The sequence below is a fragment of the Achromobacter kerstersii genome (assembly GCF_902859595.1).
Taxonomy (GTDB): domain Bacteria; phylum Pseudomonadota; class Gammaproteobacteria; order Burkholderiales; family Burkholderiaceae_B; genus Achromobacter; species Achromobacter kerstersii.
The window spans coordinates 35,463-60,092 of sequence record NZ_CADIJQ010000006.1 but is presented as its reverse complement, the minus strand read 5'-3'; the positions used below and the strand labels follow the sequence as shown (position 1 = coordinate 60,092).

At 65.7% G+C, this 24,630-nt stretch carries 26 protein-coding genes and 1 riboswitch; of the genes, 11 read left to right on the top strand and 15 right to left on the bottom strand.

The window, feature by feature from the left end:
- Window positions 1-18 precede the first annotated feature (18 nt).
- From HV765_RS18230 to HV765_RS18220, 3 genes are all read left to right on the top strand, one after another.
- Window positions 19-933 carry a LysR family transcriptional regulator gene (locus tag HV765_RS18230; RefSeq protein WP_054421261.1) on the top strand — a complete coding sequence of 305 codons (915 nt, stop codon included), beginning with the start codon at window positions 19-21 and terminating at the stop codon, window positions 931-933.
- Window positions 934-1,093: 160 nt separating this feature from the next.
- A complete protein-coding gene (locus HV765_RS18225; RefSeq protein WP_175170548.1) occupies window positions 1,094-2,086 on the top strand; it encodes a Bug family tripartite tricarboxylate transporter substrate binding protein in 993 nt (330 codons plus the stop codon).
- Window positions 2,087-2,173: 87 nt separating this feature from the next.
- Window positions 2,174-3,118, top strand: coding sequence for a M14 family metallopeptidase (locus HV765_RS18220; protein WP_175170547.1), 945 nt, complete (start codon window positions 2,174-2,176; stop codon window positions 3,116-3,118).
- 113 nt (window positions 3,119-3,231) lie between these two features.
- On the opposite strand, the gene HV765_RS18215 is transcribed toward HV765_RS18220, so the two are convergent.
- From HV765_RS18215 to HV765_RS18205, 3 genes are all read right to left on the bottom strand, one after another.
- Window positions 3,232-3,753 carry a lipocalin family protein gene (locus HV765_RS18215; RefSeq protein ID WP_054421264.1) on the bottom strand — a complete coding sequence of 174 codons (522 nt, stop codon included), beginning with the start codon at window positions 3,751-3,753 and terminating at the stop codon, window positions 3,232-3,234.
- A gap of 80 nt (window positions 3,754-3,833) precedes the next feature.
- Window positions 3,834-5,405 carry a glutamate--cysteine ligase gene (gene gshA / locus HV765_RS18210; RefSeq protein WP_054421265.1) on the bottom strand — a complete coding sequence of 524 codons (1,572 nt, stop codon included), beginning with the start codon at window positions 5,403-5,405 and terminating at the stop codon, window positions 3,834-3,836.
- 32 nt (window positions 5,406-5,437) lie between these two features.
- Window positions 5,438-6,331 carry an alpha/beta hydrolase gene (locus HV765_RS18205; protein ID WP_175170546.1) on the bottom strand — a complete coding sequence of 298 codons (894 nt, stop codon included), beginning with the start codon at window positions 6,329-6,331 and terminating at the stop codon, window positions 5,438-5,440.
- Window positions 6,332-6,390: 59 nt separating this feature from the next.
- Between HV765_RS18205 and HV765_RS18200 the strand changes: the two genes are divergently transcribed.
- Window positions 6,391-6,948, top strand: coding sequence for a hypothetical protein (locus HV765_RS18200; RefSeq protein WP_054421266.1), 558 nt, complete (start codon window positions 6,391-6,393; stop codon window positions 6,946-6,948).
- On the opposite strand, the gene HV765_RS32125 is transcribed toward HV765_RS18200, so the two are convergent.
- On the bottom strand, window positions 6,938-7,156 hold the full coding sequence (locus HV765_RS32125; RefSeq protein WP_054421410.1) for a LuxR C-terminal-related transcriptional regulator: 219 nt from the start codon (window positions 7,154-7,156) through the stop codon (window positions 6,938-6,940). The genes HV765_RS18200 and HV765_RS32125 overlap by 11 nt on opposite strands.
- A 245-nt stretch (window positions 7,157-7,401) precedes the next feature.
- Here HV765_RS32125 and HV765_RS18190 point away from each other — a divergent pair, with 245 nt between their 5' ends.
- A complete protein-coding gene (locus HV765_RS18190; RefSeq protein ID WP_175170545.1) occupies window positions 7,402-8,298 on the top strand; it encodes an AEC family transporter in 897 nt (298 codons plus the stop codon).
- A gap of 4 nt (window positions 8,299-8,302) precedes the next feature.
- On the opposite strand, the gene HV765_RS18185 is transcribed toward HV765_RS18190, so the two are convergent.
- Window positions 8,303-9,310, bottom strand: a complete 1,008-nt coding sequence (locus HV765_RS18185) for an Ldh family oxidoreductase (RefSeq protein WP_175170544.1) — start codon at window positions 9,308-9,310, stop codon at window positions 8,303-8,305.
- Window positions 9,311-9,459: 149 nt separating this feature from the next.
- A riboswitch (SAM riboswitch) is annotated at window positions 9,460-9,541 on the top strand.
- Between HV765_RS18185 and metX the strand changes: the two genes are divergently transcribed.
- The 3 genes from metX (at window position 9,531) to HV765_RS18170 (ending at window position 12,764) form a co-directional block, all read left to right on the top strand.
- Window positions 9,531-10,793: a homoserine O-succinyltransferase MetX gene (gene metX / locus HV765_RS18180; protein ID WP_054421269.1), complete on the top strand. Its 1,263-nt coding sequence runs from the start codon at window positions 9,531-9,533 to the stop codon at window positions 10,791-10,793. It overlaps the preceding riboswitch by 11 nt.
- Window positions 10,790-11,404, top strand: a complete 615-nt coding sequence (gene metW / locus HV765_RS18175; RefSeq protein WP_054421270.1) for a methionine biosynthesis protein MetW — start codon at window positions 10,790-10,792, stop codon at window positions 11,402-11,404. The genes metX and metW overlap by 4 nt, the downstream gene beginning before the upstream one ends.
- A 76-nt stretch (window positions 11,405-11,480) precedes the next feature.
- Window positions 11,481-12,764, top strand: coding sequence for a muropeptide transporter (locus HV765_RS18170; protein WP_420840126.1), 1,284 nt, complete (start codon window positions 11,481-11,483; stop codon window positions 12,762-12,764).
- A gap of 87 nt (window positions 12,765-12,851) precedes the next feature.
- Here the strand turns inward: HV765_RS18170 and HV765_RS18165 are convergent, their stop codons facing one another.
- Window positions 12,852-13,721: a universal stress protein gene (locus tag HV765_RS18165; protein ID WP_054421271.1), complete on the bottom strand. Its 870-nt coding sequence runs from the start codon at window positions 13,719-13,721 to the stop codon at window positions 12,852-12,854.
- A gap of 251 nt (window positions 13,722-13,972) precedes the next feature.
- Between HV765_RS18165 and HV765_RS18160 the strand changes: the two genes are divergently transcribed.
- Complete coding sequence (locus HV765_RS18160) at window positions 13,973-14,611, top strand: trimeric intracellular cation channel family protein (RefSeq protein WP_054421272.1); 639 nt, start codon at window positions 13,973-13,975, stop codon at window positions 14,609-14,611.
- 123 nt (window positions 14,612-14,734) lie between these two features.
- Window positions 14,735-15,436, top strand: coding sequence for a GntR family transcriptional regulator (locus tag HV765_RS18155; protein ID WP_054421273.1), 702 nt, complete (start codon window positions 14,735-14,737; stop codon window positions 15,434-15,436).
- Window positions 15,437-15,461: 25 nt separating this feature from the next.
- Here the strand turns inward: HV765_RS18155 and HV765_RS18150 are convergent, their stop codons facing one another.
- The 4 genes from HV765_RS18150 to HV765_RS18135 are packed head-to-tail and all read right to left on the bottom strand — an operon-like array spanning window position 15,462 to window position 18,426.
- Window positions 15,462-16,229: a LamB/YcsF family protein gene (locus HV765_RS18150; protein ID WP_175170543.1), complete on the bottom strand. Its 768-nt coding sequence runs from the start codon at window positions 16,227-16,229 to the stop codon at window positions 15,462-15,464.
- An 11-nt stretch (window positions 16,230-16,240) separates the two neighbouring features.
- Window positions 16,241-17,239, bottom strand: coding sequence for a 5-oxoprolinase subunit C family protein (locus HV765_RS18145; protein ID WP_175170542.1), 999 nt, complete (start codon window positions 17,237-17,239; stop codon window positions 16,241-16,243).
- Window positions 17,236-17,970 (bottom strand): 5-oxoprolinase subunit PxpB, encoded by a 735-nt coding sequence (gene pxpB, locus HV765_RS18140; protein ID WP_175170541.1) that lies wholly within the window; start codon window positions 17,968-17,970, stop codon window positions 17,236-17,238. The genes HV765_RS18145 and pxpB overlap by 4 nt, the downstream gene beginning before the upstream one ends.
- A 24-nt stretch (window positions 17,971-17,994) precedes the next feature.
- Window positions 17,995-18,426: a VOC family protein gene (locus tag HV765_RS18135; protein ID WP_054421277.1), complete on the bottom strand. Its 432-nt coding sequence runs from the start codon at window positions 18,424-18,426 to the stop codon at window positions 17,995-17,997.
- Window positions 18,427-18,573: 147 nt separating this feature from the next.
- Between HV765_RS18135 and HV765_RS18130 the strand changes: the two genes are divergently transcribed.
- On the top strand, window positions 18,574-19,446 hold the full coding sequence (locus tag HV765_RS18130; protein WP_054421412.1) for a LysR family transcriptional regulator: 873 nt from the start codon (window positions 18,574-18,576) through the stop codon (window positions 19,444-19,446).
- Window positions 19,447-19,514: 68 nt separating this feature from the next.
- On the opposite strand, the gene serA is transcribed toward HV765_RS18130, so the two are convergent.
- The 5 genes from serA to HV765_RS18105 form a co-directional block, all read right to left on the bottom strand.
- On the bottom strand, window positions 19,515-20,711 hold the full coding sequence (gene serA / locus HV765_RS18125) for a phosphoglycerate dehydrogenase (protein ID WP_054421278.1): 1,197 nt from the start codon (window positions 20,709-20,711) through the stop codon (window positions 19,515-19,517).
- Window positions 20,712-20,834: 123 nt separating this feature from the next.
- A complete protein-coding gene (locus tag HV765_RS18120) occupies window positions 20,835-21,305 on the bottom strand; it encodes a DUF411 domain-containing protein (protein ID WP_175170540.1) in 471 nt (156 codons plus the stop codon).
- Between the two features lie 38 nt (window positions 21,306-21,343).
- Window positions 21,344-22,270: a copper resistance protein B gene (locus HV765_RS18115; RefSeq protein ID WP_175170539.1), complete on the bottom strand. Its 927-nt coding sequence runs from the start codon at window positions 22,268-22,270 to the stop codon at window positions 21,344-21,346.
- 3 nt (window positions 22,271-22,273) lie between these two features.
- Entirely contained in the window at window positions 22,274-24,097 is a 1,824-nt protein-coding gene (locus HV765_RS18110; protein WP_175170538.1) for a copper resistance system multicopper oxidase, read from the bottom strand.
- A 19-nt stretch (window positions 24,098-24,116) separates the two neighbouring features.
- Complete coding sequence (locus HV765_RS18105) at window positions 24,117-24,614, bottom strand: cupredoxin domain-containing protein (protein ID WP_054421281.1); 498 nt, start codon at window positions 24,612-24,614, stop codon at window positions 24,117-24,119.
- Between the last annotated feature and the right edge of the window lie 16 nt (window positions 24,615-24,630).

Sequence of the window (24,630 nt, the reverse complement as noted above, 5' to 3'; positions counted from 1 at the left end):
CTTTCGTACGCTCGCCTTATGGCCGACCTGAAACTCCTTGAAGACCTGATTGCGCTGGCGCGTACCGGCAGCTTTGTGCGCGCGGCCGAGCTGCGCCACGTCACGCATCCCGCTTTCGGGCGGCGCATACGCGCGCTGGAAGTTTGGGCCGGCGCGCCGCTGGTCGAACGCCAGCATTTGCCCGTCACGCTGACGCCCGAAGGCGAAGCCCTGCTGAAGACGGCCACCCAGGTAGTCGAGCAGATGGGGCTGGTGCGCCATCGCATCCGCAGTTCAGGGGCGGGCGGCGAAGCGGTGTTGCGCATCGCCACCGGCCGCAGCCTGGCGCGCACTTTGGTCGCGGACTGGATTGCCCGGCTGCGGCATCGCACGCCCAAGGTGCTGACCGAGGGCACGCAAGTGGAGCTGTCCACCGGCAAGGCGCAGGATCTGGTGGTGCGGCTGGAGCAGGGCAAGGTGGATTTGCTGTGCTGCTACGAGCATCCGGCGCTGTCCGTGCCGCTGAGTCCGGCGCGCTATCGCTACATGACGCTGGCCACCGACAAGCTGGTGCCGGTCAGCCAGGTGGATACGCGCGGCCGCGCCCGCTACACGCTGCAAGATGGCGGGCCGCCGGTGCCGCTGATTACCTACACGGGCGGGCTGGCGATGGAACGCATCGTTGGCGACCGCCTGGAAACCACGCCTTATGCGCTGACGCCGTTCGTGCGCAGCGATTCGCTGGACGCCGCCCATGGTGCGGTTGCCAAGGGGGTGGGGGTGGCGTGGTTGCCGTGGTCGATGGTGGCGGCGGATTGCCGGCGAGGCGTGTTGGCCGCGCTGGGTGGCCGCAGCGAGGAAATCGCTTTTGAAGTGCGCTTGTACCGGCCGCGCGCGCGCTTGACGGATTTGGCGGAAGCCGCCTGGGAAGCCACCGCCAATCGCAAGGCCTGATCGCCGTTCTGCGGCTGCCCATCATTATCGAAAAACAAGATAAGCACGAAGATGTGCCGTTTTGGCACGGATGACGTGCGTGCGCGCCACGAAAATGTGAGCCTAAACCTCAAATGAGACGGCCACGCCGTCCACCCCCAGCACCCCAAGGAAGAAAACCATGAAGTCCATTCTGCATCCGCTGCGTGCAGCGCTTGTTGCGTTGTGTGCCGCCTCGGCCCTGGCTGCCGCCCCGGCCGCGTCTGCCGCGGATTACCCCGCCCGTACCATTTCGCTGATCGTCGGCTACCCCGCCGGCGGCAGCCTGGACCTGACCGCGCGCCTGTTGGGCGAAGAGCTGGGCAAGCGCCTGGGCCAGACCGTGGTGGTCGAAAACGTGGGCGGCGCCGGCGGCACCATCGGCGCGCAACGCGTGGCGCGTGCGGCCCCCGACGGCTACACCATCTTTCTGGGCTCGACCAATGAAATGGTGATTGCCCGCATGATCAACACGGCGGTGAAGTACGACAGCGCCAAGGATTTCACGGCGCTGGGCCTCGTGGCCTCGCAGCCGATGCTGCTGGCCGCCAGCAAGAATTCCGGCGTGAAAACTGCCGCCGACTATCTGAAGAAGCTGCGCGGCGCTGACGCCGGCACGTTCAACTACGGCTCGTCGGGCGTGGGCACCACGCTGCATCTGGCGGGCGAAATGATCAACCAGGCCACCGGCACGCGCGCCGAACACGTGCCGTACCGCGGTGTGTCGCCGCTGGTGACGGACCTGATGAGCGGCCAGCTGGACTACGGCATGCTGGTGCTGTCTTCGGGCCTGCCGCAAGTGCGCAGCGGCAACATCGTGGCGCTGGGGCTGACCGAGAACAAGCGTTCGCCGGCCGCGCCCGAGATCGCGCCGCTGGCCGCTACCCCGGGCTTTGAATCTGTCGATATCAACCTGTGGTTCGCGCTGTATGGCCCGGCGGGTTTGCCGGAGCCGGTGGTCACCAAGCTGCGCACCGTGCTGGATGAAACGCTGAAGTCCGAACCGTTCCGCAACAAGATGCAGGACGCAGGCGGCGAAGTGGCCAAGCCGGGCGTGGACATGGTGGCCTATCAGGCCGAAGAGACGAAGAAGTACGGCGCGCTGGTCAAGGCCGCCAAGATCGAAGCACAGTAAACGTGCAGAGTAAACGTGCAGTAGACGTGCACTAAAACCACAGCCATCAACCCCATCGCATCACCAGGCAACACAGCGGATCACACCATGGAATTCAAGCTTCCCGTTCCCGACCTGAGCGCCGAGCGCGCCGGCAACACTGGCACGCCGGGCGTGTGGCATTTTGATTCGGGCGTGCCGGGACGCACGCTCATGGTGTCCGCGCTGGTGCACGGCAACGAGCTGTGCGGCGCGTGGGCGTTGAAGGACTTGCTGGCCGCTGGCGTGAAGCCGCGCCGCGGCAGCCTGACGCTGGCGTTCTGCAACCTGGACGCGTTCGACCGCTTTGATCATGCCAACCACGATGCCTCGCGCTTCGTAGCCGAAGACATGAACCGCGTCTGGAGCGCCGAGCGCCTGGACAACCCGACCACGCCCGACCGCCAGCGCGGCGCGGCCCTGCGCCCCTTTGTGGAGCGCGCGGACTGGCTGCTGGATTTGCATTCCATGCATGAGCCGGGCGCGCCCTTGTTGTTGACGGGCGTTTTGCCGCGCAACATCGCGTTGGCGCGCCGCCTGAAGGCGCCGCAACACGTGATCGTGGATGCGGGTCACAAGGACGGCGTGCGCATGCGTGACTTTGCGCAGTTCGGCGACCCGGCGCGCGAAGACGCCTGCGCCTTGCTGATCGAATGCGGTTTCCACGGCGAGCTGGCCGCGCGCGATGTGGCGCGCGACATGGTGGCGCGCATGCTGGTGGAGTCGGGCGTGCTGGATGCGGCTGACCTGCCGGCGGGCTGGCTGATGCCTGATCCTGCCGTGCAACGTGTGCTGGAAGTGACGAATGCCGTCGTTGCACCGTCGATGGACGTGCAGTTTGCGCAGGGCTGGACAGGGCTGGAAACGCTGGAAGCAGCGGGTTCGGTGATCGGCTGGGCAGATGGCCAGCCCATCGTGACGCCGTACGATCACTGCACGCTGATCATGCCGTCGTTGCGGCAGTTGAAGCCCGGCGTGACGGTCGTGCGTCTGGCGCGAGACTACGCGGGCTGACCTGTCGTGGGCTGATTCGTGGCCAAATGACAACCGGCGCAATCATGCGCCGGTTGTGTCATTGCTGAGAGACTGCTGAGCGGCTGCTGAGCTACAGCTGCGTCAGTGCTGCGTCACTTCTGCGGTGTGTAGCGCAGTTCATCTAATTGATAGCCCTGAGCCGTGGCCGCGGCCAGGGCTTTGTCCAATTCTTCCTTGGGCAGTTGCGGCGAACGCGACAGAATCCACAGGTACTTGCGGTCGGGCGTGCCCACCACCGCCCAGCGGTATTCCGGGTCCAGGCCGATGACCCAGTAGTCGCCCTTGAAGGGTTTGACGAACGTGACTTCAAGCTTGGCGTTGTTGCTGCCTTCCACGACAGTGGCGGTACCGGAGGCGGAATCGATATCGCCATCCTTCGTGCGGCAGCGATTGTTCACGCCTATCGTGCCATCGGGATGCGCGGTGTATTCCGCCGTGGTGTCGCCGACGCAGTTGCGCTGGAAGAACATCGGAAAATTCGCGATCTCGTACCACATGCCTGCGTAGCGTTTCAGGTCTACCGATTCCACGGTCTGCATGGCGGGCGGCGCGGCATGGGCGATACCCGCCATGCTGGCTGCCAAGGCCAGCAAGAGTGTTGCAGTGCGGCGCATGGAAAAAACCTCCTGAGTGACTGACGTGATTCGCGGCGCCCAGGAACGGGCGCCGCAAAACCAAACCCTAACGATACGCCTTATTTGCGCGGCGCTTTCAGCGCCTCGTGGTAGCGGGCGACATAGGTGTCGAAATCCACCGTGTCGGATTGCTCCAGGCGTTGTTGTTCCACCGTGGACTGCGCGGCGGCTTGCTCATAGGCGGCCGCCAGATCTGACGGCAGCGCTTGCGCGCGCAGCGTGTCTGCGTGTTGGCGGCTTTGTTGCAGCGAATAATCATGGAACGACAAGCCGCTTTGCGTCAGCGCTTCCAGCAAGCGCGCCGACGGCGTGGTGTCGGGGTGATCAAGCTTGGCGCGCTGCGCGGACAAGGCTTCGGCATAGGCGTTGCCGCCGAGCGCGGAATCGAACAACGCGGCGTACGGCGCGATCTGGTCCAGCAGTTCGTGGCCCCATTGCGTGAGCGATACGGCCTGGCCTTCGCGGTCGAGCATCAGGCCGGGCTTGCGGCCTTCCTTGACGACGGTCGAGAAGTTGTCGGCGCTGCGCTGGCAGTAGCCGCTGGCGGGGAAGAACGGGCTGTCGGACGTGGTGCAGAACAGCAGGAAGGCGTCAACGAAGCGGCTGGTGCTGGCGTCGATGCCCACGGGCGAGCTGGGGTCGATATCCAGGCAGCGCACTTCCACGTACTGCACGCCGCGTTCCGCAAGCGCCGTGATGGGGCGTTCGCAGCGGCCGGTGGCGCGCTTGGGGCGGATGCTGGAGTAGTACTCGTTTTCGATCTGGAGCACGTTGGTGTTCAGCTGAATCCATTCGCCGTTGCGATGCGTGCCCAGCTTTTGGTAGTCGGGCCAGGGCTGCGTCACGGCGTCGTACAAACGGCCCAGGAACGTGTCCAGGTCGTTGTAGCAAAGCTTCAACTGCGACTGCGCCTTGTTCTGGTAACCCAGGTCGCTCATGCGCAGGCTGGTGGCATGCGGCAAGTAGAGCGTGTGGTCGCCCAGGCGGTTCAAGGGGTGTTCGCGGCCGCGCAGGAAGTCGCTGGCCAGCGCGGGGGCCGCGCCGAACAGATACATCAGCAACCAGGAATAGCGCGTGAAGTTCCGGATCAGCCCGATGTAGCCGCGCGAACGGCGGTCTTGCACCGAGCCAGGCTGCGTATCCAGCACCGACCACAAGTCTTCGGCTAGCGAGAAGTTGTAATGCACGCCGGCGATGCATTGCATCGTCTTGCCATAGCGTTCGGCCAGACCCCGGCGGTAAACATGCTTGAGCATGCCGGTGTTCGACTTGCCGTACCAGGCGATGGGAATGTCGGCTTCTGCGGGCAGCGTGGCCGGCATCGACTGATTCCAGATGAGCTCGTGGTCCAGCACGCTGTAAACGTGGCGGTGGGTATTGGTGAGCTCGGCCAGCAGCGCGTCCACATCCGTGTGGGTGCCCGTGATCAGTTCGAGCAGCGACTCGGAATAATCGGTGGTGACGTGTTCGTTGGTCAGTGCCGAACCCAGGCCAGCGGGGTGCGGGGTGCGCGACAGGATGCCCTGTTCGTCCACGCGCAGGCCTTCTTTCTCAATGCCTCGCAGCGTCTGGGTCAGCAGCGAGCGGTTGGCCTCTAGGCGGGAGAGGCGGTTGGCGGCGGTATCAGTCACGGATTCTTCTCGTATGGGTCTGTCGCCGGATTTTACGGGGTGCCGGCTTCCTGTGCCGAGGGAGCCAATACTGGGCGCAGGGACAATGCCTGAGCCGTACGCGCCAGCCACTCGTCCAGGTCAGCATAAACCGGATCGGAAATAGGGGCCGTTTCATTGAAAATCTCGTGCCAGGCGGTGTCGTACCAGCGCAGAGTCAGCAATTCGGCGGGCGCCCGCTGTGCGAATTGGCGGCTGCCTTCGGCCGCGACGATGGAATCGTCGCCCGCCACCATCAGCAGGGTGCGGCAGGGCAGCAGCCCGGCCTCGCGCAGGGCTTCCTGGCCGCCTTCGTCCACGAAGCGCGCCAGCCGGCCTGTCATGCGGCGCCGCACCAGCGGGTCGGACCGGTAGGCTTTGACGACCGCCCGGTCATGCGAGATACGGGCGGGCGCCAGCCCGTGGGGCACGCGCAGGTCCGGGGCATGCAGGGACATCCACGTCAGCGTGCGGCGCACCCATAGCGGGACGTTGACCACGAAAGGCGGCGAACTGAGCACCAGCGCATCCAGTTCGGCCATGCGGCGCAGCGCAATGCGCACCGCCACCAGCGCGCCCAGACTGTGGGCCAGCACGATGGGCGGGCGGCCTTGGGCTTGCGTCCAGGCGGTCAGCCGTTCGACGGCGTCAGTGACCAGGTCTTCCTGGTGGGCGAGCGTGGCGGGGGCGCCGCCCGAGCGGCCGTGGCCGCGGTGGTCGTGCGCGCCCACCGTCCAGCCGCGTGCGGCCAGCCAGCGGGCCAGGCGGTCATAGCGCCCGGCGTGTTCGCTCAGCCCGTGCAGCAGGTAGATGCCGGGGGTGCCCGCGCCGGTAATCGGCGGGGGCACATTGGGGGCGGCGGGCCAAAGATAATTGGCCAGTGGCGTGCCGTCAGGCGCAGGGGTCATCGAAATCGGCGACAATTTCCAGATTCCTCGAAATGATTAGGCGTCACGGGCCTCGGGTAATGACGATTTCATCGCTGTTTCGTTTCATGTTCAAGAAAGCCGGCGTGATTGTGGGGTTGGCGCTGCTGGTAGCTGCCTGCTCGCCCCGTTACAACTGGCGCGAAGTGGACGTGGCCGACGGGCATGTGCGCGCCGCGTTCCCGGATCGCGTGTCGACGGAAACCCGCGACTTGCGCCTGGATACCCATACCTTGCGTTTTACCCTGGCCACGGCCACGGTGGGTGAAGCGGTGTTTGCCATCGGCAGCGCGCCGCTGCCGCCCGACATTGCGGCGGACCCGGTGGCCAAGCAGGCGTTGGGCGTGGCGCTGATGCATTCGCTGTACGCCAACATGCAGGCCCCCCCGCCTATGGCGTGGCCGCCCTACGGCCAGGAAATCGAGGTGCACGGCAAAGCCATGGGCAAGCCGGGATGGTTGCAGGCGAAGGTCTGGGTCACTGACACCATGCTGATCGAAGCGGTGGCGGCGGGCACGACGGAAAGCCTGCCCGCCGAACGCGCGCGGGAATTCCTGCGGTCGGTGGTGGTGAACCCGGCCAAACCCGTCAAACCATGACGGTGTCCAGCAGCCCCTGGCGTATTGCCGCCACCACGGCGGCTCGCCGGCCCCGGACGCCGAGCTTTGTGCAGGCGTTGCGCAGGTGGAAATTCACGGTGCTTTCACTGACATCCAGGATGCGGGCCGTTTCCCAGCTGGTTTTGCCTGCGGCCGACCAGAACAGGCAGATGGCCTGGCGGTCTGACAGGGGCTTGGCGGCCGACATCTCGCTGGGCAAGGGCGCCGACAGTGAGGTCAGCGGCGAAATCGGCGGGTGCAAGCGGGACAGGGGCGGGTTGCTGGGCAACAGGTCGGGGCAATATGCGGACAGCGGACGATTGACGGACATGGCGGCAATGGGCGGTGCGCCCTGTAGTTGACAAGGTGCCCCCATGCTGCGGCCCACATCGCCCCTGGGCAAGCATTGATGCCTTGGCGCATCAATCTCTTTATCTCTGACGGAATAGTTGTATGTTTGCCATTGCCCAGTTTTACCTGTCAGCCATTGTGCTGATGCTGCCTTTGTTGTCGTGCGTCGGCATCGGGGTGTTGTGGGGCAAGCGCGATATCCCTTTTGGCGGGGCGTTCATCACCACGCTCGTCACCTCCGTGACCACGCCGGCCCTGGTGTTCCACACCTTTGTCACGACCCACCTGGACGATCGCGCGTTGGCCGACGTGGCGGCGGCCACGTTGCTGGCGCTGCTGCTGTGCGCCGCGGTTGGCGCGCTGCTGCTGAAATTGTGGAAGTTGCCGGTGCGCACGCTGCTGCCCACGGCCTTCCTGCCCAACGCCGGCAACCTGGGCCTGCCCATTTCGCAACTGGCGTTTGGCGATGCGGGCCTGTCGGTGGCCGTGGCATTCTTTGCCGTGAATTCCTTTGTCATGCACACAATCGCCGTGCGGCTGCTGCCGGGCGTGAACACCAAGGGCAGCTGGAAAAGCCCCATTCTGCTGGCGTCGGTGGTGGCGGTGGCATTGCGCATGCTGCATATCCCCGTCCCGGAATGGATGATTGAAACGGCCCGCATGCTGGGCGCGGTGACGGTGCCGCTGATGCTGCTGAGCCTGGGCCATGCGCTGGCGCTGATTCCGTCCAACGGCCTGCGCGATGGCGCGAAAGTCGCGGCGATCCGGCTGGTGGTGGGCCTGGCGGCAGGCTTGGCCGTGGTGTGGGCGCTGGACCTGGAGCCCGTGCTGGCCGGCCCGCTGAGCCTGCAAATGGCCATGCCGTGCGCCGTGGTCAGCTACATGTACGCCAAGCGTTATACGACGCTGGGCGACACCGCCGCTGGCGCGGTGCTGGTGTCGACGGTCGTGTTCCTGTTGCTGGCGCCCTTGATGTTGTGGTTCACCCAGGGCGCCTAGCGCGCTAGGCCACGCCCGCCATCTCGCGCAGTTGCGCCATGAGCGGGTCGGGGATGTCGACCCCGTGCTTCACGGCTTCGTCGCGCAGCTTGCGGCGGCGGTCGCCGGGCAGGCGCACGCCGTCGTCTTCCAGCATGGCGTCAACCAGGGTTTCGACGCGTTCCAGGTAGGTGTTGTTGCCCGCCAGCGCGCCCGGGTCGATCGCCATGAAGGCCTGGCCCAGCTGCGCGGGGCCGCCTGCGTCGACAAAGAACGATTCCGTTTCGAAACCGAAGTGCGCGCCGGTCAGCGCGCACGCCAGCAGTTCGACAATCAGCGCCAGCATCGCGCCCTTGACGCCGCCTGCGGGCAGCATGCTGCCTGCGAGCCCGGCCTTGGGGTCAGTGGTGGGCTGGCCGTCGGCGTCCAATGCCCAGCCCAGCGGAATGGGCTGGTGGTCGCGCGCGGCGATCATCAGTTTGCCGCGCGCCACTTGCGACAGAGACAAATCAATCACCAGCCGCGCGCCATTGCGGCGGGGAAAGATGGCGGCGATGGGGTTGGTGCCAAACAGCGGACGCTTGCCGCCCCAGGCCGGCATGGCGGCGGGCGAATTGCTCAGCGCCAGCGCCACCAGCCCGGCATCGGCCAGCGCTTCCAGGTGGTAGGCGGCTTCGCCGAAATGATGGCTGTTGGCCACGCCGATGAAGGCGATGCCGTGTTCGCGGGCGCGCAGGGCGGCTTGCTCGACCGCCATGGCGCAGGCGGGATAGGCCAGGCCCGAACCCGCGTCGATCAGCGCTGCGCCGCCGCGCTCGTGCACCATGCGCGGCACGGCCGAGCCGATGGCGCGGCCGGCGCGCAGATGGCCGGCGTAGAACGGCACGCGCGACAGGCCGTGGGAACTGATGCCCTGGCTTTCGGCAAAGACCAGCGCGCGGGCGGTGCTGTCCGCCATCGCCGGATTGGCGCCGGCGGCGGCCAGGGCGGCGGCCGCCAGGTGTTGAAGTTCGTCCAGATAGATGTGAGCCATATCCTTCCTGTCAGGGGGGCGCGCCGCGCGAAATGGGTGGGGGCTGGCGAAGCGCGCCGCCGGTAAGCGCTATTGTCACACCGGCGGCCCGCTTCAGCAGCCCCACCAAGCAGTGCTAGAATTCTTTCCGCTGTACCTGAGTGCAGTACCCATATTTCGGCGCCGATTTGCCTGATCCGCTTGCGGGCGCCTTCCAATAAATCCAGCTAAAGAGGTCCGTATGACCACTCCTGCCCAACATTTGGCCGGTGATTCGGCCAGCGGGTTCGTCCCCGCCACCGTCACGACGTCCGACTCCGCTGATCCCGGTTCCGTCGGTCTTGTCGCACCCACCTTCATCCGCTTCGATGAGCCGCTGCCCTTGCTTAGCGGCCAGTCGCTGGCTGCGTACGAACTTGCCGTGGAAACCTACGGCACGCTCAACGCGCAGCGCACCAACGCGGTCCTGATCTGCCATGCGCTCAATGCCTCGCACCACGTGGCGGGCCTGGCGGCAGACAACCCCAGCGATGTCGGCTGGTGGGACAACATGGTCGGCCCCGGCAAGCCGGTGGACACCAACATCTTCTTCGTCATCGGCGTGAACAACCTGGGCTCCTGCTTCGGTTCGACGGGTCCGGCCAGCGTCAACCCCGAAACCGGCAAGCCCTGGGGCGCCGCGTTCCCGGTGCTGACCGTGGAAGACTGGGTGCGCGCGCAGGCTCGCGTGGCCGATCACTTCGGTATCGATCGCTTTGCGGCGGTGATGGGCGGATCGCTGGGCGGCATGCAAGCGCTCAGCTGGGCCATCACCTTGCCCGACCGCGTGGCCAACTGCGTGGTCATTGCCAGCACGCCGCGCCTGTCGGCGCAGAACATCGGCTTTAACGAAGTGGCGCGCCGCGCCATCATCACCGACCCGGATTTCCACGGCGGCGACTACTACGCGCAAGACACCGTGCCGCGCCGCGGCCTATCGGTGGCGCGCATGATCGGCCACATCACGTACTTGTCCGATGACGACATGGCCGAAAAGTTTGGCCGTGCGCAACGCGCGCCCGCCGAAAACGGCGCCTACCACTACGGCTACGACGTCGAGTTCGAAGTGGAGTCGTACCTGCGTTACCAGGGCGAGAAATTCACCCGCTATTTCGACGCCAACACCTATCTGCTGATCACGCGCGCGCTGGATTATTTTGATCCGGCCCGCACGACGGGCGGCGACTTGGCGCGCGCGCTGGCGCCCGCCAAGGCCGACTTCCTGCTGGTGTCGTTCTCGACTGATTGGCGCTTCCCGCCCGAGCGCTCGCGCGAAATCGTGCGGGCGCTGCTGAAGAACGCCAGCCCCGTCACCTATGCCGAAATCGACGCGCCGCACGGGCACGACGCCTTCCTGCTGGAAGACGCGCGCTACCATGCCGTGGTTCGTGGCTACTACGAACGTATCGCGCGCGAGCTTGGGCTGGCGGGCGATACCGCCCTGACCGAAGGACGTTCCGCATGACTCCTGTCACCCCCCGCTATGCCCATAACGCGCTGCGGCCCGACCTGGCGCGCATCGCGGGCTGGATCGAACCCGGCAGCCGCGTCCTGGACTTGGGCTGCGGCGACGGCGCGCTGCTGGCGCACCTGCGCGACAACCGCCAGGTGCGCGGCGCGGGCGTTGAGCTGGACGACACCTGCGTGATCGCCTGCGTGCGGCGCGGGGTTGAAGTCATTCAGCAAAACCTGGAAGACGGCCTGGCGCTGTTTGACGACAAACAGTTCGACACGGTGGTGCTGTCGCAGACGCTTCAGTCCATGCACCGCACCGAACACATCCTGCGCGAAATGGCGCGGGTGGCGCGCCACGGTATCGTGTCGTTTCCCAACTTCGGTTACTGGCCGCACGGCTGGGCCATCCTGCGTGGCCGCATGCCGGTCACGGGCCAGATGCCGTACCAGTGGTACAACACGCCGAACATTCACCTGTGCACGCTGCGCGACTTCGAACAGCTGGCCGGTGAGCTGAAGCTGCGCATTCTTGAACGCGCCACGTTCAACGAAGGGCACGAGGTCAAGCTGTTCCCCAGCTGGCGCAGCACGCTGGCGGTGTATCGCTTCGCGACGCCCTGACATTCCGACACCGATCGCCCTGACGGCGCGGCCGAACAGGCCCTAAAATGCCGCAAGCCTCGCGGCGCAACGCCTGTTGCGCCGTGCTGGCGCGTTTCAGGAGACCGTCATTACCGCTGTATCCAACGTCTACACCAGCCCCCGCGTGGCCCCCTTGCTGGTCCTGGGCTTTGCCAGCGGATTGCCTCTGGCCTTGACCGGCGGCACCTTGCAAGCCTGGGCCACCGTGGAAGGCGTCCCGCTCCAGGAAATCGGTTTCCTGACGCTCGTAGGCACGGCCTACACCATCAAATTCCTGTGGGCCCCCCTCATCGACCGCTATGTGCCGCCGCTGCTTGGCCGCCGCCGCGGCTGGATGCTGGTCACGCAAGTGCTGCTGGGCCTGGCCATCATGCTGATGGGGCTGATGTCGCCCTCCACCGCGCTGATGCCGCTGGCGATGCTGGCCGTGGGGGTGGCGTTTCTGTCCGCCACCCAGGACATCGCGTTTGACGCGTATTGCACGGACGTGTTGCGCAAGGAGGAACGCGGCGCCGGCGTTGCCATGAAGGTGATGGGGTACCGGCTGGCCATGATTGCCTCAGGCGGGTTGGCGCTGATCCTGGCGGACCAGTGGATCGGCTGGGGCAACACCTATGTGCTGATGGGCGGGTTGATGCTGCTGTGCGTGCTGGCCACGCTGTGGGCGCCCGAGCCGGAACACGTCGCTCGCGCCCCGCGCAATCTGGGGCAGGCGGTGGGCGAGCCTTTGGTCGAATTCTTTACGCGGCCGGGCGCTATCTCCATCCTGCTGCTGATCGTGATGTACAAGCTGGGCGACGCGTTCGCGGGCGCCTTGTCCACCACCTTCCTGATCCGCGGCGCGGGCTTCACGCCCACCGAAGTCGGCACCGTGAACAAAGTGCTGGGGCTGGCCGCCACCATCGTGGGCGCGCTGGCCGGCGGCACGCTGATGTCGCGCTGGGGCCTGTACCGGTCGCTGATGGCGTTCGGGCTGCTGCAAGCGGTGTCGAATCTGGCGTACTGGCTGATTGCGGTCAGCCCGAAAAATATCTGGCTGATGGCCACCGGCGTGGGGATCGAAAACCTGTGCGGCGGCTTGGGCACCGCGTCGTTCGTGGGCCTGTTGATGGCGTTGTGCCGGCAGCGGTTTTCGGCCACGCAGTTTGCGCTGCTGTCGGCGCTATCTGCCGTGGGGCGCACGTATCTGGCGGGGCCGCTGACGCCGCCGCTGGTGGCGTACCTGGACTGGCCGGGGTTTTTCCTGCTGACGGTGGTGATTGCCGTGCCGGGGCTGGTGCTGTTGAAAATGCTGCGTGGCACGATCGAAACCATGGAAAAGCAGGGCGACCAGGCGTAATCGTTTCCCAGACACATCGCAGCACAGCAAAAAGCGGCGCCAGAAGCGCCGCTTTTTCATGGGGCCGTGCTGATCCTGCCGGCCCGCTTATTCGCCGTCGATCAGCCGGACGATCAGCACGTCGCTCGGCAGGGATTCCAACAGGCGCTCAGCCACGCTGCCGATGGCGGTGCGCAGGATGCCGGTGCGGCCGTGCGTGCCGGTCACGACCAGGTCGGAGCGATGGTTGAACGAATATTCCGACAGCACGGTTTCGGGTTGGCCGGGTTCCAGCACCACCTTGGGCGGCGTCAGCCCAGCCAGTTCCGGCGTTTGCGCCGTGAATTCCTGCGCGCTTTGTTCCGCGCCCTTGTAGAAGCTGCGCGTGACGGCGTCGTCAGGCACGGACTTGCCCTGGAACGGCACGTCGTACGCATGGAACAGTGTCAGGTTGGCGTTGGGCACCAGTTGCAGCGCGGCGCGCAGGGCCTGGCGCGAGCCGGGCGAGAAGTCGGTGGCGACCAACACGTCGCGATACGGCTTGCGCGGGCGGGTCTTCACGACCAGCACCGGCTGGCGCGCTTGCCGGGCCAGCTTCTCAACGGTGGTGCCCAGCAGCAGCCGGCCCAGCGTTTCGTCGCGGGCGATGCCGGTGACGATCAGCGAGCAACCATAGCTATCGGCGGTTTCCATGATGCGCGTCAGCGGATCGCCCGACACCACCACCACTTCCGACGGCACGTCAGCCGCAGACAGGTCTTCAGCCAGCTCGCGTTCGGCCAGCGACTTGTGGTCAGACGACAGGCGCCGCCAGACCGGCGTGGTCAGGCGCGCAGGCGTGGCATGGCTTTCCATGACATGCAGGACGATCAGCTTGGTATTGAGTTCCTTCGTGAGCTGTAGCGCGCGGTCCAAGGCGCGATCGCCGCGCGCGCTCAGGTCAGTCGCCAGAAGGATGGGGCCTGTTTGCTGTGTCATACGTTATCTCCCGGTTGTGGCCAGAGTGGCGACTCCCGCGTCCGCGCAGCCTGGCTTGTACTGCCCTGTCAGGGCGTTATCCCATTGTCTCGCCGCCACGCAGACAGGGGATTGATCGATGTCAACGCACGGTCCAGCGTAAGGGACGCGCCGCAACCAGGCAATGGCGGATTGCGCAATATCAGCGTCAATACAATGTGGGGTTGGCCGCGCCGGTTTCCCTGGCCCTTTTTTCTATAACTGTTATCTCCATGTTCTCCGACATTTCCCCCGCCTTGCTGCACACGCTGTATTTAGTCGCCATCGTGGCCGAAGCCATGACGGCGGCGCTGTCGGCCGGCCGGCGCGACATGGACTGGATGGGCGTCTGCATCATCGCCTGCGTCACTGCACTGGGCGGCGGGTCGCTGCGCGACGTGCTGTTGGGGCATTACCCGCTGACCTGGGTCATCCATCCCGAGTACCTGTGGATGACCGGCGGGGCCGCCATCCTAACGGCCTTGATCGCGCCCGTGATGCGGCGCTTGCGCAGCGTGTTCCTGCTGGCCGACGCGCTGGGTTTGGTGGCGTTCACCGTCATCGGCTGCCAGGTGGCGCAGATGATGCAGCTGCCGGTCACCGTCGTTTTGATCAGCGGCATGATCACCGGTTGCGCAGGCGGGGTGCTGCGCGATGTGCTCTGCAACGAAGTGCCGCTGCTGTTCCGCAAAGAGCTGTACGCCAGCGTATCGGTATTGACCGGCGCCTTGTACCTGGGCGGCCAGTCGCTGGGCTTGTCGGCCAATGCCGCCGTACCGCTGGCGTTGGCGGTGGGGCTGGCCATGCGTCTGTTGGCTCTGCGCTTTAACTGGCAGATGCCAAAGTTCGTCTATCGGGATGATTGGGATTGAACGGCGGGGACTGAGACAAACCCGTTTTGACCTCTGCAACAATTTTCCTATTTGTGTTTCAAGAGATTTCTAGTATCTTCTCGGTGTCTCATACCATGCCTCGCGCAGTACAAGGGGAGCCGATTGGACGTCAAAGCGCCCGCCACGATTCCGTATTTCCTTCAGGAACAGATTCGTGAGTTGATAGTGGATGGCACTATCCGGCCCGGGCAGCCCTTGCGGGAGCAAGAACTAGAGCAGCGTTTCGGCACCAGCCGCAGCCCGATCCGGGAAGCACTGCGTTTGCTGGAGTTGAGCGGCCTGGTCACGCATATCCAACGCAAGGGCTTTCGGGTCACCCTCTATACCGAAACGCAAATCCGCCACCTGTACATGTTGCGCGCGGAGCTGGAGGCGTATTGCCTGCGCCAGCTGGCCGACGTGACGGATCTGTCGCCGCTGGTGGCCGAGCTGCGCAGCTACGACGAAGCGATTGCGTCGTCGATGGCCAAGCGCGACGTGCGCGCCAGCATCGCGGCATGCCGCGAGTTCTATCTGGCCAGCGCCCGCTACACCGGCAACACGCCGCTGACCAGCATGCTGAGCAAGCTCTACGAACAGGTGGAGCCGCTGCGCTTCCTGCTGGCCCGGCGCTCGATTGAAACCAACACCATCCAGACCTACACCCACGGCATCACGCAGGCCGTGGCAGTGCGCGATTTTGAGCGCGCTGCGGGGTTGACGCGCACGTACGTGCTGGAAGTGCTGCCGAGCATTGTGCAGGTGTATCGCGACGCCATTGAACCCGTAAGGCAAGAGGCGGCGCCGCGTTACGGCCGGGCCTGACCCCTTGCTTTAAGGGGCTGCGCGTTCAGCCGCGCGCAGGCGTGCGGACTTCAATGCCCGCCTGCTCCAGCGCCTGGCGGATGCCGTTGGCGAACAACAGGGCGTTGGGCTGGTCGCCATGAATGCAGAGCGTGTCGGCTTGCACCGGTACGTCGCGGCCATCCACCGAACGCACCTTGCCTTCGCGCACCATGCCTATGACTTGCGCCACCGCTTGCTCCAAGTCTTCGATCATGGCGCCCGCGCGCGTGCGCGGCGTCAGCGAGCCGTCGTCCTGGTAAGAGCGGTCGGCGAACACTTCGCTGGCGGCCGCAAGCCCAATGGCGCGCGCGGCGTCGATCAGCTTGCTGCCGGCCAGCCCATACAGAATCAGTGACGCGTCCACATCCTTGACCGCCTGGCAGATGGCGCGCGACAGGCCTTCGTCTTTTGCGGCCATGTTGTACAACGCGCCGTGCGCCTTCACGTGATGCAGCCGCGCCCCTTGCGAGGCGGCCACACCGGCCAGCGCGCCAATCTGATAGACCACGATGTCATAGGCTTCATCGGGCGTGGTCGGGATGCTGCGGCGTCCAAAGCCCGCCAGGTCCTGCAAGCTGGGGTGGGCGCCCAGTGCCACGCCCTGCTTGAGGGCGGCCGCCACCGTCTTGCGCATGGTGGCCGGGTCGCCGCCATGAAATCCACAGGCGATGTTGGCGGAGCTGACGTATTGCAGCACCGCCGCGTCGTTGCCCATGGTCCACGCGCCATAGCTTTCGCCCATGTCGCAATTCAAATCGATGCGGGTCGTCATTGCAGGTTCCTTTATGCGGGGGTCAACAAGGCGCGCAGCGGGGCCAGCGCCTCGTGCAATTGCGTGAACGCGCGTTCGCGTTCGGCATCCAGCCGCTGCGCATCGTCCAGGCTGATCAGGGCAAAGCGCAGCGTGTCGCCGGGGGCGGTCTGCGCCAGCGCGGGCAGGTCCACCGTGGCAATCTGCGCGATCTTGGGATAGCCGCCCGTGGTTTGGCGGTCGGCCATGAGGATGATGGCCTCGCCGCCCGACGGCACTTGCACGGTGCCGAAACAGGCGGCTTCCGACAGCATTTGGCGCGGCTGTTCCAGCGCCAGCGCCGGGCCCGTCAAACGATAGCCCATGCGGTCAGACTGCGGGCTGACGCGAAATTCCGCGCCGCTGAACGCGTCGCGCGTGGCGTCCGAAAATTCGTGCCAATGCAGGCCGGGCAGAAAGCGGATGGCGGCGCGGCGCGTGTTGCCCAGCGTGCCGGGCAGATAGATGCGCAGGTTCCACAACGCGTCGCGCAGCGCCTTCAGGTCCCGGTGCGCGGCAAGCGGAGTCCGCAGGGCAATGTGATCGCCCTTGGCCAGCGCGCGCCCTTGGAAGCCGCCAAAGCCGCTGCGCAAATACGTGGATTCGCTGCCCATCACCGCGGGTAAGGCAAAGCCGCCATGCACCGCCAGATACGCGCGCACACCGGTGGGGGGGCGCGCGCCAAAGGCCAGCGTATCGCCCGCGCAGGCCACTAGCGGGCGGTGCGGGGCAATGTCTTGTCCGTTCAGCGTGGCGCCAAGGTCTGCGCCGGCCAACGCAAAGCAAGCCGGCGCATCGAAGCGCAAGGTCGGCCCGGTCAGCGTTATTTCCAGCGTGGCGGGGGCGCCGGCGTTGCCCGCCAGCGCATTGGCCAGCCGGTGCGCGCGTTCGTCCATGGCGCCAGCGGCGGGTATGCCTTGATGCTGATACCCGTTGCGGCCGGCGTCCTGGAAGCTGGACAGCATGCCGGGCTTGATGACGGTCAGGCTCATGGCTGTGCCTGCCGGATGCGGTTGAACTCGTCGGCGCTGATGGGCACGAAGCGCACCGAATCGCCCGGTTGCAGCAGCGAGGCCGGTTCGCGGGTCGGGTCGAACAGCGTCAGCGGCGTGGCGCCGATGATGTTCCACCCGCCGGGCAGCCGGTTCGGGTAGATCACCGTTTGCCGGTTGGCGACCGCAACGGAACCGATGGGCACCACGGTGCGCGGCGACGGCCGGCGCGGGATGTTCAGTTTTTCGTCGTGCAGGCCCAGGTAGGGGTGGCCTGGCGCAAACCCCAGCATGAACACCATGCTGCGCGGTCCGCTGTGCAGGGCGATGACATCGTCGGGCGTCACGCCAGCGGCGCGCGCCACGTCTTCCAGGTCGGGGCCATGTTCGCCGCCGTAGCAAACCGGGATATCAATGTCACGTTCGGCCGAGGCGTCGGCAGGGATGCCATCGGCAAGCAGCGCGTTGACGCGGGCGGTCAGCGCGGAACAGGTGGGGCCGCCGCCGACGCCGTCGGGCCGGTAATGCACGGCCACGGCGACGAATGACGGCACCACGTCGGTCACGCCGGCCAATTGCGCGTCGCGCAGTTTGCGCGCCGCGGCCAGACAGGTCTGGCCGACCGACGCGTCAATCCGGTCGCCAAAGGTGATGATCAGGCAGCGATCACCCTGGGGCTGGATGCGCCAGGAGGGTTCGGCCGGAGAAGGGGGTTCGGAAGAAGCGTTCAACGGCGCGACACCTCTGGCGGCGGATTACTTGGCGAACAAGGAATCCATGTTCTTGAAGGCTTTGAATTCCAGCGCGTTGCCCGACGGGTCCAGGAAGAACATCGTGGCCTGTTCGCCCACTTCGCCCTTGAAGCGGATGTAGGGTTCGATGACGAATTCGGTGCCGGCGTCGATCAGGCGCTTGGACATGGCTTCCCATTGTTCCATGGAAAGAACCGCGCCGAAATGGCGCACGGGCACGTTGTGCGAGTCCACGGCGCTGGTGGCCTTGTGGCCGCATTCGCTGGGCGCCAGGTGGGCGACGATCTGGTGGCCGTAGAAGTTGAAGTCGATCCATTCGGACGAGCTACGGCCTTCCGGACAGCCCAGCTTTTCGCCGTAGAAGGCGCGGGCTTCGGCCAGGTCGCGAACCGGGAAGGCCAGGTGGAACGGCGGCAGGTTGGTTTGAGCGGTCATGAGAATTTCCGGGTCATTCAAAAGAGGGTGATCGGCATGCGGGCTGCCGCGGGTGCAAAACAGCGCTAGCACCAGCCCCTAGTTTAGGTATTGTTTTTTTGATTGAAAAACGATATTTTTTGTGTCTTAGCATCAAAAATATTGATCGTGATCAAAGAGTTCAAAACCTTCATCGCCGTGGCCCGTGACGGCACCTTTACCGGGGCGGGCACGCATCTTGGGCTGACGCAGTCGGCGGTCAGCGCGCAAATCAAGCGCCTGGAGGAATACCTGGGCGTGGAATTGTTCGACCGCAGCGCGCGCGCCGCGGTGTTGAACGCGCACGGCCGAGAGATGCTGCCGCAGGCCGAAGAATTGGTCGCCATGGCTGAACGCATGGTCACCACGGCCGGGGCGGGGCATGTCAGCGGTTCGTTGCGCATTGGCGCAATCGCCTCGGTGCAGCAAGGCCTGCTGGTGGATGCGCTGGGCCGCTTTCGCGCGGTGTATCCCGATGTGCGGGTGCGGATTGTGCCGGGGGTGTCGCTGTCGCTGCTGGGTCAGGTGGACGCGGGCGAAGTGGACATGGCCGTGCTGATCCGCCCGCCTTTCACGCTGCCGCCGGAGCTGGGCTGGCAGCCGCTGTTAAGCGAACCCGTGGTGCTGGCCATGCCGGAATCCATGCCGGCCGCGCCTTGGCGCGACGTGCTGGCGACGCAGCCCTTCATCCGCTATGACCGGGCGTCATTCGGCGGGCGGGTGGTGGATATTTTCTTGAAGAAGCACCGCTTGAATGTGCACGAAGCGGTGGAGCTCGATGAAATTGAAGCCATCGCCAACCTGGTGCGCCACGGGCTGGGGGTGGCGCTGTTGCCGCGCCTGCGCGGGCTGGACATGACGGGCTTGCGCCTGGTGCCGTTGGGCGACCAGGCGTTTCACCGCGACATCGGCATCATCGGCCGGCTGCCATTCGACGCGGGCAGCGTGCGGGAAAAGATGGCGGAATGCCTGGTGGCGGCAGCCGGTGAAGGCGTGCCATAAACAAGAATGGCGTCATGGCAAATTCAGCCACAACGCCATCCGCAATCAAGCGATCAACCTCGCCCGGTTTACAGCCGGTCGCAACGCACCGTGATCGGGTGGCTGCGCAGCGTGGACATCACCACGTCATCCACCTGGCCTTCCACGTCCGTAATCACATAACCGATCTGGCCCTTGGTTTGCAGCGTCTGGCTGACGATGTTCAAACCGTGTTGCGCCATCAGGTTGTCCAGCGTGCCCAGCGCGCCCGGGGCGTTGCGGTGCACGTGCAGGATACGGGTGGCGCCCGCCGGTTCCAGATACGGCAGTTCGGGGAAGTTGACCGCGCCCTTGGTCGTGCCGGCCTGCATGAAGCGCACCAGCTTCTCGGCCACTTCGCGGCCGATGTTCTCTTGCGATTCCTGCGTGCTGCCGCCAATGTGCGGGGTCAGGATGACGTTGGGCAGGCCGATCAGCGGGCTTGCCAGCGGCTCGTCCGCGCCCTTGGGTTCAGTCGGGAATACATCCAGCGCAGCGCCCGCCAGGTGGCCGGACTTCAGCGCGGCGTGCAGCGCGTCGATGTCGACCACGGTGCCGCGCGACGCGTTGATCAGGATGGCCCCGCGCCGCATGCGCGCGATGGTCTCTGCGTTCATGATGTTTTCGGTGGACTTGCCGCCCGGCACGTGCAGCGTCACCACGTCGGCCTGCTCCAGCAGGTCGTTCAGCGTTCCGGCCGGACGCGCGTTGCCCAGCGGCAGCTTGGCTTCCACGTCGTGATAGATGACGCGCATGCCCAAGCCTTCGGCCAGCGTGCTGATCTGCGAGCCGATGTTGCCGTAGCCCACGATGCCCAGCGTCTTGCCGCGCGTTTCAAACGCGCCTGACGCGCTCTTGTCCCAGTGGCCCAGATGCACGCGGGCGTTCTTTTCCGGAATCCGGCGCAGCAGCAGGATGGCTTCGCCCAGCACCAGTTCGGCGACGGAACGGGTGTTGGAGAAGGGCGCGTTGAACACGGGAATGCCGCGCTGCATGGCCGAATCCAGGTCGACCTGGTTGGTGCCGATGCAGAAGCAGCCCACGACGCGCAGGTCGGGGCTGGCCAGCAAGGCGGCATCCAGGTGCGTGCGAGAACGAATCCCCGCCACGTGCACGCCACGCAGGGCGTCGTGCATCTGCGCCGGCGGCAGGGCCGCGGCGTGCGTGACGATATCGGTGTAGCCGGCGGCTTCGAAGACCGCGCGGGCACTCGGGTGGATGTTCTCGAACAGGACGATTTTTGCCATGACTGCCAGGGGGTGGGTGAGGAATGCGTGTTATTTATTGTGGCGCATTTTTGCTGCAGTGCAAGGAGTAGCCATTGAGACGGTGTGGATGAATTGTTTCAACGGCTTTCCCACCCCCGCGCCCTAGCGATACGCCTGGAACACCTTGGCGCCGCCCTGCTTGTCGACCAGCACCACGTCGTGCGGCGTCTTGCGGCCGCCGTACTCCGGGCCGTCCATGCCGGGCGAACCCAGCGGCATGCCGGGGGCGGCCAGGCCCGCTGCGTCGGGCTTTTCAAGCAGCAGACGCCGCACATCGCTGGCCGGCACATGGCCTTCGACCGCGTAGCTGTCAACCATGGCGGTGTGGCAGGAACCGTAGTCCGCCATGCCCGCGTTGCGGCGGATCGGGCCGGTGTCTTGCACATCGTGCGTGGTCACGGTGAAGCCGTTGTCACGCATGTGCTTGACCCAGTCTTCGCAACAGCCGCAGGTGGGCGTCTTCCAGACTTCAACCTTGACGGGCGTTTGCGCCGCCGTGATCGCGGGGGCGAATAGCGGGGTGAACAGCGCCGCGGCAATAACCAGGCGGCGCGTAACTCGGGATGCGTTCATGATGCTCCGTAGGGTAAATGTCGAAAAGGCGGGGGGTGTCAAAACCAGAACCGCACACCGGCCATTACGGCCGTCTGCGAGCGGCTTGCCCCAGCGTCCGAGGCGTAGCTTGCCGTCTGGCCAAACTTTCGCTCAAAGGATACGCCGATGTAGGGCGCGAATTCCCGCGTGATTTCATAACGCAGCCGCAACGACAGTGAGCCCGTCGACAGCCCCGACCCGATCCCGCGTTCGGGGTCGGATTTTCCGTACAGGCTGGCTTCGAGTTCCGGCGTGAAGATCAGCCGTTGCGTCAGCAGCAGGTCGTACTCGGCCTTCAGCGCCAGCGCCGTGCGGCCCGACGAACCCACATAGCCGGTCGTCTCCAGTTCGATGTTGTACGGCAGGACGCCTTCAATGCCAATGGCGGCCCAGTTGCGCTTGGGGCCCGTGCCGATGTCGCGGCGTGCACCCAGTTGCAGGTCCCAGAAGGGCGAGACCGCGTGGCTCCAGAACGCTTCAACCTTTCCGTCCGAGCCGCCACCGTTTTCGCGTTCGCCTTCGCTCTTGACGACCAGCCGGTCGGTGGCCGTGCCGAACCAGAAGCGGCCGTCCCAATCCAGCGTATTCTGCCCATCGCGGTTGCGCGACATGCCGAACTTGTCGAACAGCACTTGCCACGTGGGGTCGTTGTCCATCATGTGCGGATGGATACCGTAGCTGTCGTAGCTGCGATCGCCCGCGCCATCGCTGGACGGCAGGCTGCCGATGGGGGGCGGCGCATTCGATGCTGCGGCGTCGCCGTGACCCATGCTGGCATGGTCTATGGCGGCTGGCGCCGGACGCGTCGCGCCGTGATCCATGCCCGGCATGCTGGCATGGTCCATCGCGCCGTGATCGGTCGCTGCGGTTTGCGCGTGCGCGCCCGCAGCAACCAGCATCATCGCCAGGGCGCAGGCGCCCAATCGTTTTGTCTTAGGCGTCATCGGTTACTCCACCACGACCGCTCTGAACATGCCGGCCTCCATGTGATACAGCAGGTGGCAGTGGTAGGCCCAATGCCCGCGCGCATCGGCGCTGACGCGGTAGCTCAGCCGCTGCGCCGGGTTGAGCGTGATCGTGTGCTTGCGCACCTGGAACGCGCCGTCGGGCGATTCCAGGTCGCTCCACAGGCCGTGCAGATGGATGGGGTGCGTCATCATCGTGTCGTTGACCAGCACGAAGCGCACGCGCTCGCCGTAGCGCAGCACGATGGGTTTCGCGTCCGAGAACTTCACGCCATTGAACGACCACATGTAGCGTTCCATGTTGCCCGTCAGATGCAGTTCGATCTCGCGCGAGGGCGCGCGGTTGTCGGCGGGTTCGCGGATGGAATGCAGGTCGGCGTATGTGAGCACGCGGCGGCCGTTGTCGCGCAAGCCCACGCCCGGATCGTCCAGACGCGTTGACACCACGTCGGGCAGCATCGAATTGCCCACGCCGCGCTCGGCGGGGTAGGGATGCTTCACTTCGACCATGCCGCCCTGGCCAGCGCCGGAACCGTGCTGCATGCCATGGTCCATGCCGGGCATGGCGCTGTGGTCCATCGCGGCTGCTTCTGCGTCTGCCCCTGCATTGGCAGCCGCGCCCGCACCGGCATGGTCTCCACCGCCCATGTCGTGCGCCATGCCCATATCCATCATGCCCAGCAGCTGCACGCGGTCCAGCGCCGGCACGTCTGCCTGCATGCCGGCGCGTGGGGCCAGCGTGGCGCGGGCGTAGCCGGAACGGTCCATGGCCTGCGAGAAGATCGTGTAGGCGCGGTCGTCTTGCGGCTCGACGATCACGTCATACGTTTCCGCCACGCCGATGCGGAACTCTTCCACGTCCACCGGGCGCACATCCTGCCCGTCCGCCGCCACCACCGTCATCTTCAAACCTGGAATACGCACGTCGAAGTACGTCATCGCCGAGCCGTTGATGAAGCGCAGGCGGATGCGTTCGCCCGGCGTGAACAGCCCGGTCCAGTTGCCCGCGGGCGTCGCGCCATTGGTCAGGAAGGTGTAGGTCGCGCCCGACACATCCGCCAGGTCCGACGGGTTCATGCGCATCTGTTCCCACATCAGGCGTTCAGACAGCGCAGCGCGCCAGCCACGGCCGTCCGCGTCGGCGCGCAGGCTTTGCACGCTGGGCTGAATGCCGTTGTAGTAGTCGGGCATCACCTTCAGCTTGTTGAAAAGCCGCATCGGATCTTCGTCTGTCCAGTCGGACAGCAGCACGGTGTAGTCGCGGTCGGACGCGATGGGGTCGCGGCGGCGCGGGTCGATGACGATGGCGCCGTACAGGCCCGTCTGTTCCTGAAAGCCCGAATGGCTGTGATACCAATACGTGCCGCTTTGGCGCACGTCGAAACGGTAGGTGAAGGTCTGGCCCGGGTCGATGCCGTCAAAGCTCAGGCCCGGCACGCCATCCATGTTCGACGGCAGCAAAATGCCGTGCCAATGAATGGACGTTTGCTCGCGCAACCGGTTGGTGACGTGCAGCGTCACCGTGTCGCCTTCGCGCCAGCGCAGGATGGGTGCGGGCAACTGGCCGTTGACGGTGGTGCCGATGCGGGCCGCGCCCGTGAAGTTGACCGGCGTTTCGCCGATTTCAAGATGAAACTCGGTGCCACGTAATTCGGTGGCGGAGGCAGGGTGCGATGGCGACTGCAGCGGGGACAGCGACGGCGATTGCGCCAGCGCCGCGCGCCAGCCGCCAAGCGCCGCCAGCGCGCCGCCGGCCGCCAAGCCCTGCACGAATCGCCGGCGGGCAAGAGGGGGAAGTGTGCGCATGGGAAGTCTGTGCCGGGCGTCAAAGCACCGACACGGCTCCCTTCATGCCGGCCGAGTAATGGCCGGGTTCCAGGCAGCCGAAAGACACCGTACCCGCCTTGTCGAAGCGCCAGACGATCTGCCCGGACTTGCCCGCCTCCAGCGACACCGCGTTGGCTTCCTCGTGGCGCATGCCGGGGTCCTTCATCATCATGTCGTAGTGCGCTTTCAGATCGGCGTCGGTGCCCAGCACCAGCTCGTGCCGAATCTTGCCGACATTGCGCACCGTGATGCGCACGGTCTCACCGGCCTTGACCTCGATGCGGTCGGGCGTGAAACGCATGGCGTCGTTCATGTCGATATTGATGGTGCGCGTGGCGCGGGCGGCGTCGCCCGGCTTGCCGATCGGGGCCGTTGCGGCCGGCATGGCCATGGACGGCATGTTGTGGCCATCGTGGCCGCCTGCGGCTTGCGCGGCGCCGGTGAACAGCAGGGCCAGGGCAGCAGCCTGGCTAAGGCGAATCAGAGCGTCTTTCACGAAAATCCTTACAGGA

Coding starts and splice junctions, on each gene's coding strand:
- metW (WP_054421270.1), top strand. CDS start 10,790: ATGACTCCTGTCACCCCCCGCTATGCCCATAACGCGCTGCGGCCCGAC.
- HV765_RS18185 (WP_175170544.1), bottom strand. CDS start 9,310: ATGGCTCACATCTATCTGGACGAACTTCAACACCTGGCGGCCGCCGCC.
- HV765_RS18165 (WP_054421271.1), bottom strand. CDS start 13,721: ATGACACAGCAAACAGGCCCCATCCTTCTGGCGACTGACCTGAGCGCG.
- metX (WP_054421269.1), top strand. CDS start 9,531: ATGACCACTCCTGCCCAACATTTGGCCGGTGATTCGGCCAGCGGGTTC.
- HV765_RS32125 (WP_054421410.1), bottom strand. CDS start 7,156: ATGTCGGCCGCCAAGCCCCTGTCAGACCGCCAGGCCATCTGCCTGTTC.
- HV765_RS18190 (WP_175170545.1), top strand. CDS start 7,402: ATGTTTGCCATTGCCCAGTTTTACCTGTCAGCCATTGTGCTGATGCTG.
- HV765_RS18150 (WP_175170543.1), bottom strand. CDS start 16,229: ATGACGACCCGCATCGATTTGAATTGCGACATGGGCGAAAGCTATGGC.
- HV765_RS18205 (WP_175170546.1), bottom strand. CDS start 6,331: ATGACCCCTGCGCCTGACGGCACGCCACTGGCCAATTATCTTTGGCCC.
- serA (WP_054421278.1), bottom strand. CDS start 20,711: ATGGCAAAAATCGTCCTGTTCGAGAACATCCACCCGAGTGCCCGCGCG.
- HV765_RS18115 (WP_175170539.1), bottom strand. CDS start 22,270: ATGACGCCTAAGACAAAACGATTGGGCGCCTGCGCCCTGGCGATGATG.
- HV765_RS18225 (WP_175170548.1), top strand. CDS start 1,094: ATGAAGTCCATTCTGCATCCGCTGCGTGCAGCGCTTGTTGCGTTGTGT.
- HV765_RS18215 (WP_054421264.1), bottom strand. CDS start 3,753: ATGCGCCGCACTGCAACACTCTTGCTGGCCTTGGCAGCCAGCATGGCG.
- HV765_RS18110 (WP_175170538.1), bottom strand. CDS start 24,097: ATGCGCACACTTCCCCCTCTTGCCCGCCGGCGATTCGTGCAGGGCTTG.
- HV765_RS18230 (WP_054421261.1), top strand. CDS start 19: ATGGCCGACCTGAAACTCCTTGAAGACCTGATTGCGCTGGCGCGTACC.
- HV765_RS18135 (WP_054421277.1), bottom strand. CDS start 18,426: ATGACCGCTCAAACCAACCTGCCGCCGTTCCACCTGGCCTTCCCGGTT.
- HV765_RS18120 (WP_175170540.1), bottom strand. CDS start 21,305: ATGAACGCATCCCGAGTTACGCGCCGCCTGGTTATTGCCGCGGCGCTG.
- HV765_RS18160 (WP_054421272.1), top strand. CDS start 13,973: ATGTTCTCCGACATTTCCCCCGCCTTGCTGCACACGCTGTATTTAGTC.
- HV765_RS18145 (WP_175170542.1), bottom strand. CDS start 17,239: ATGAGCCTGACCGTCATCAAGCCCGGCATGCTGTCCAGCTTCCAGGAC.
- HV765_RS18200 (WP_054421266.1), top strand. CDS start 6,391: ATGACGATTTCATCGCTGTTTCGTTTCATGTTCAAGAAAGCCGGCGTG.
- HV765_RS18220 (WP_175170547.1), top strand. CDS start 2,174: ATGGAATTCAAGCTTCCCGTTCCCGACCTGAGCGCCGAGCGCGCCGGC.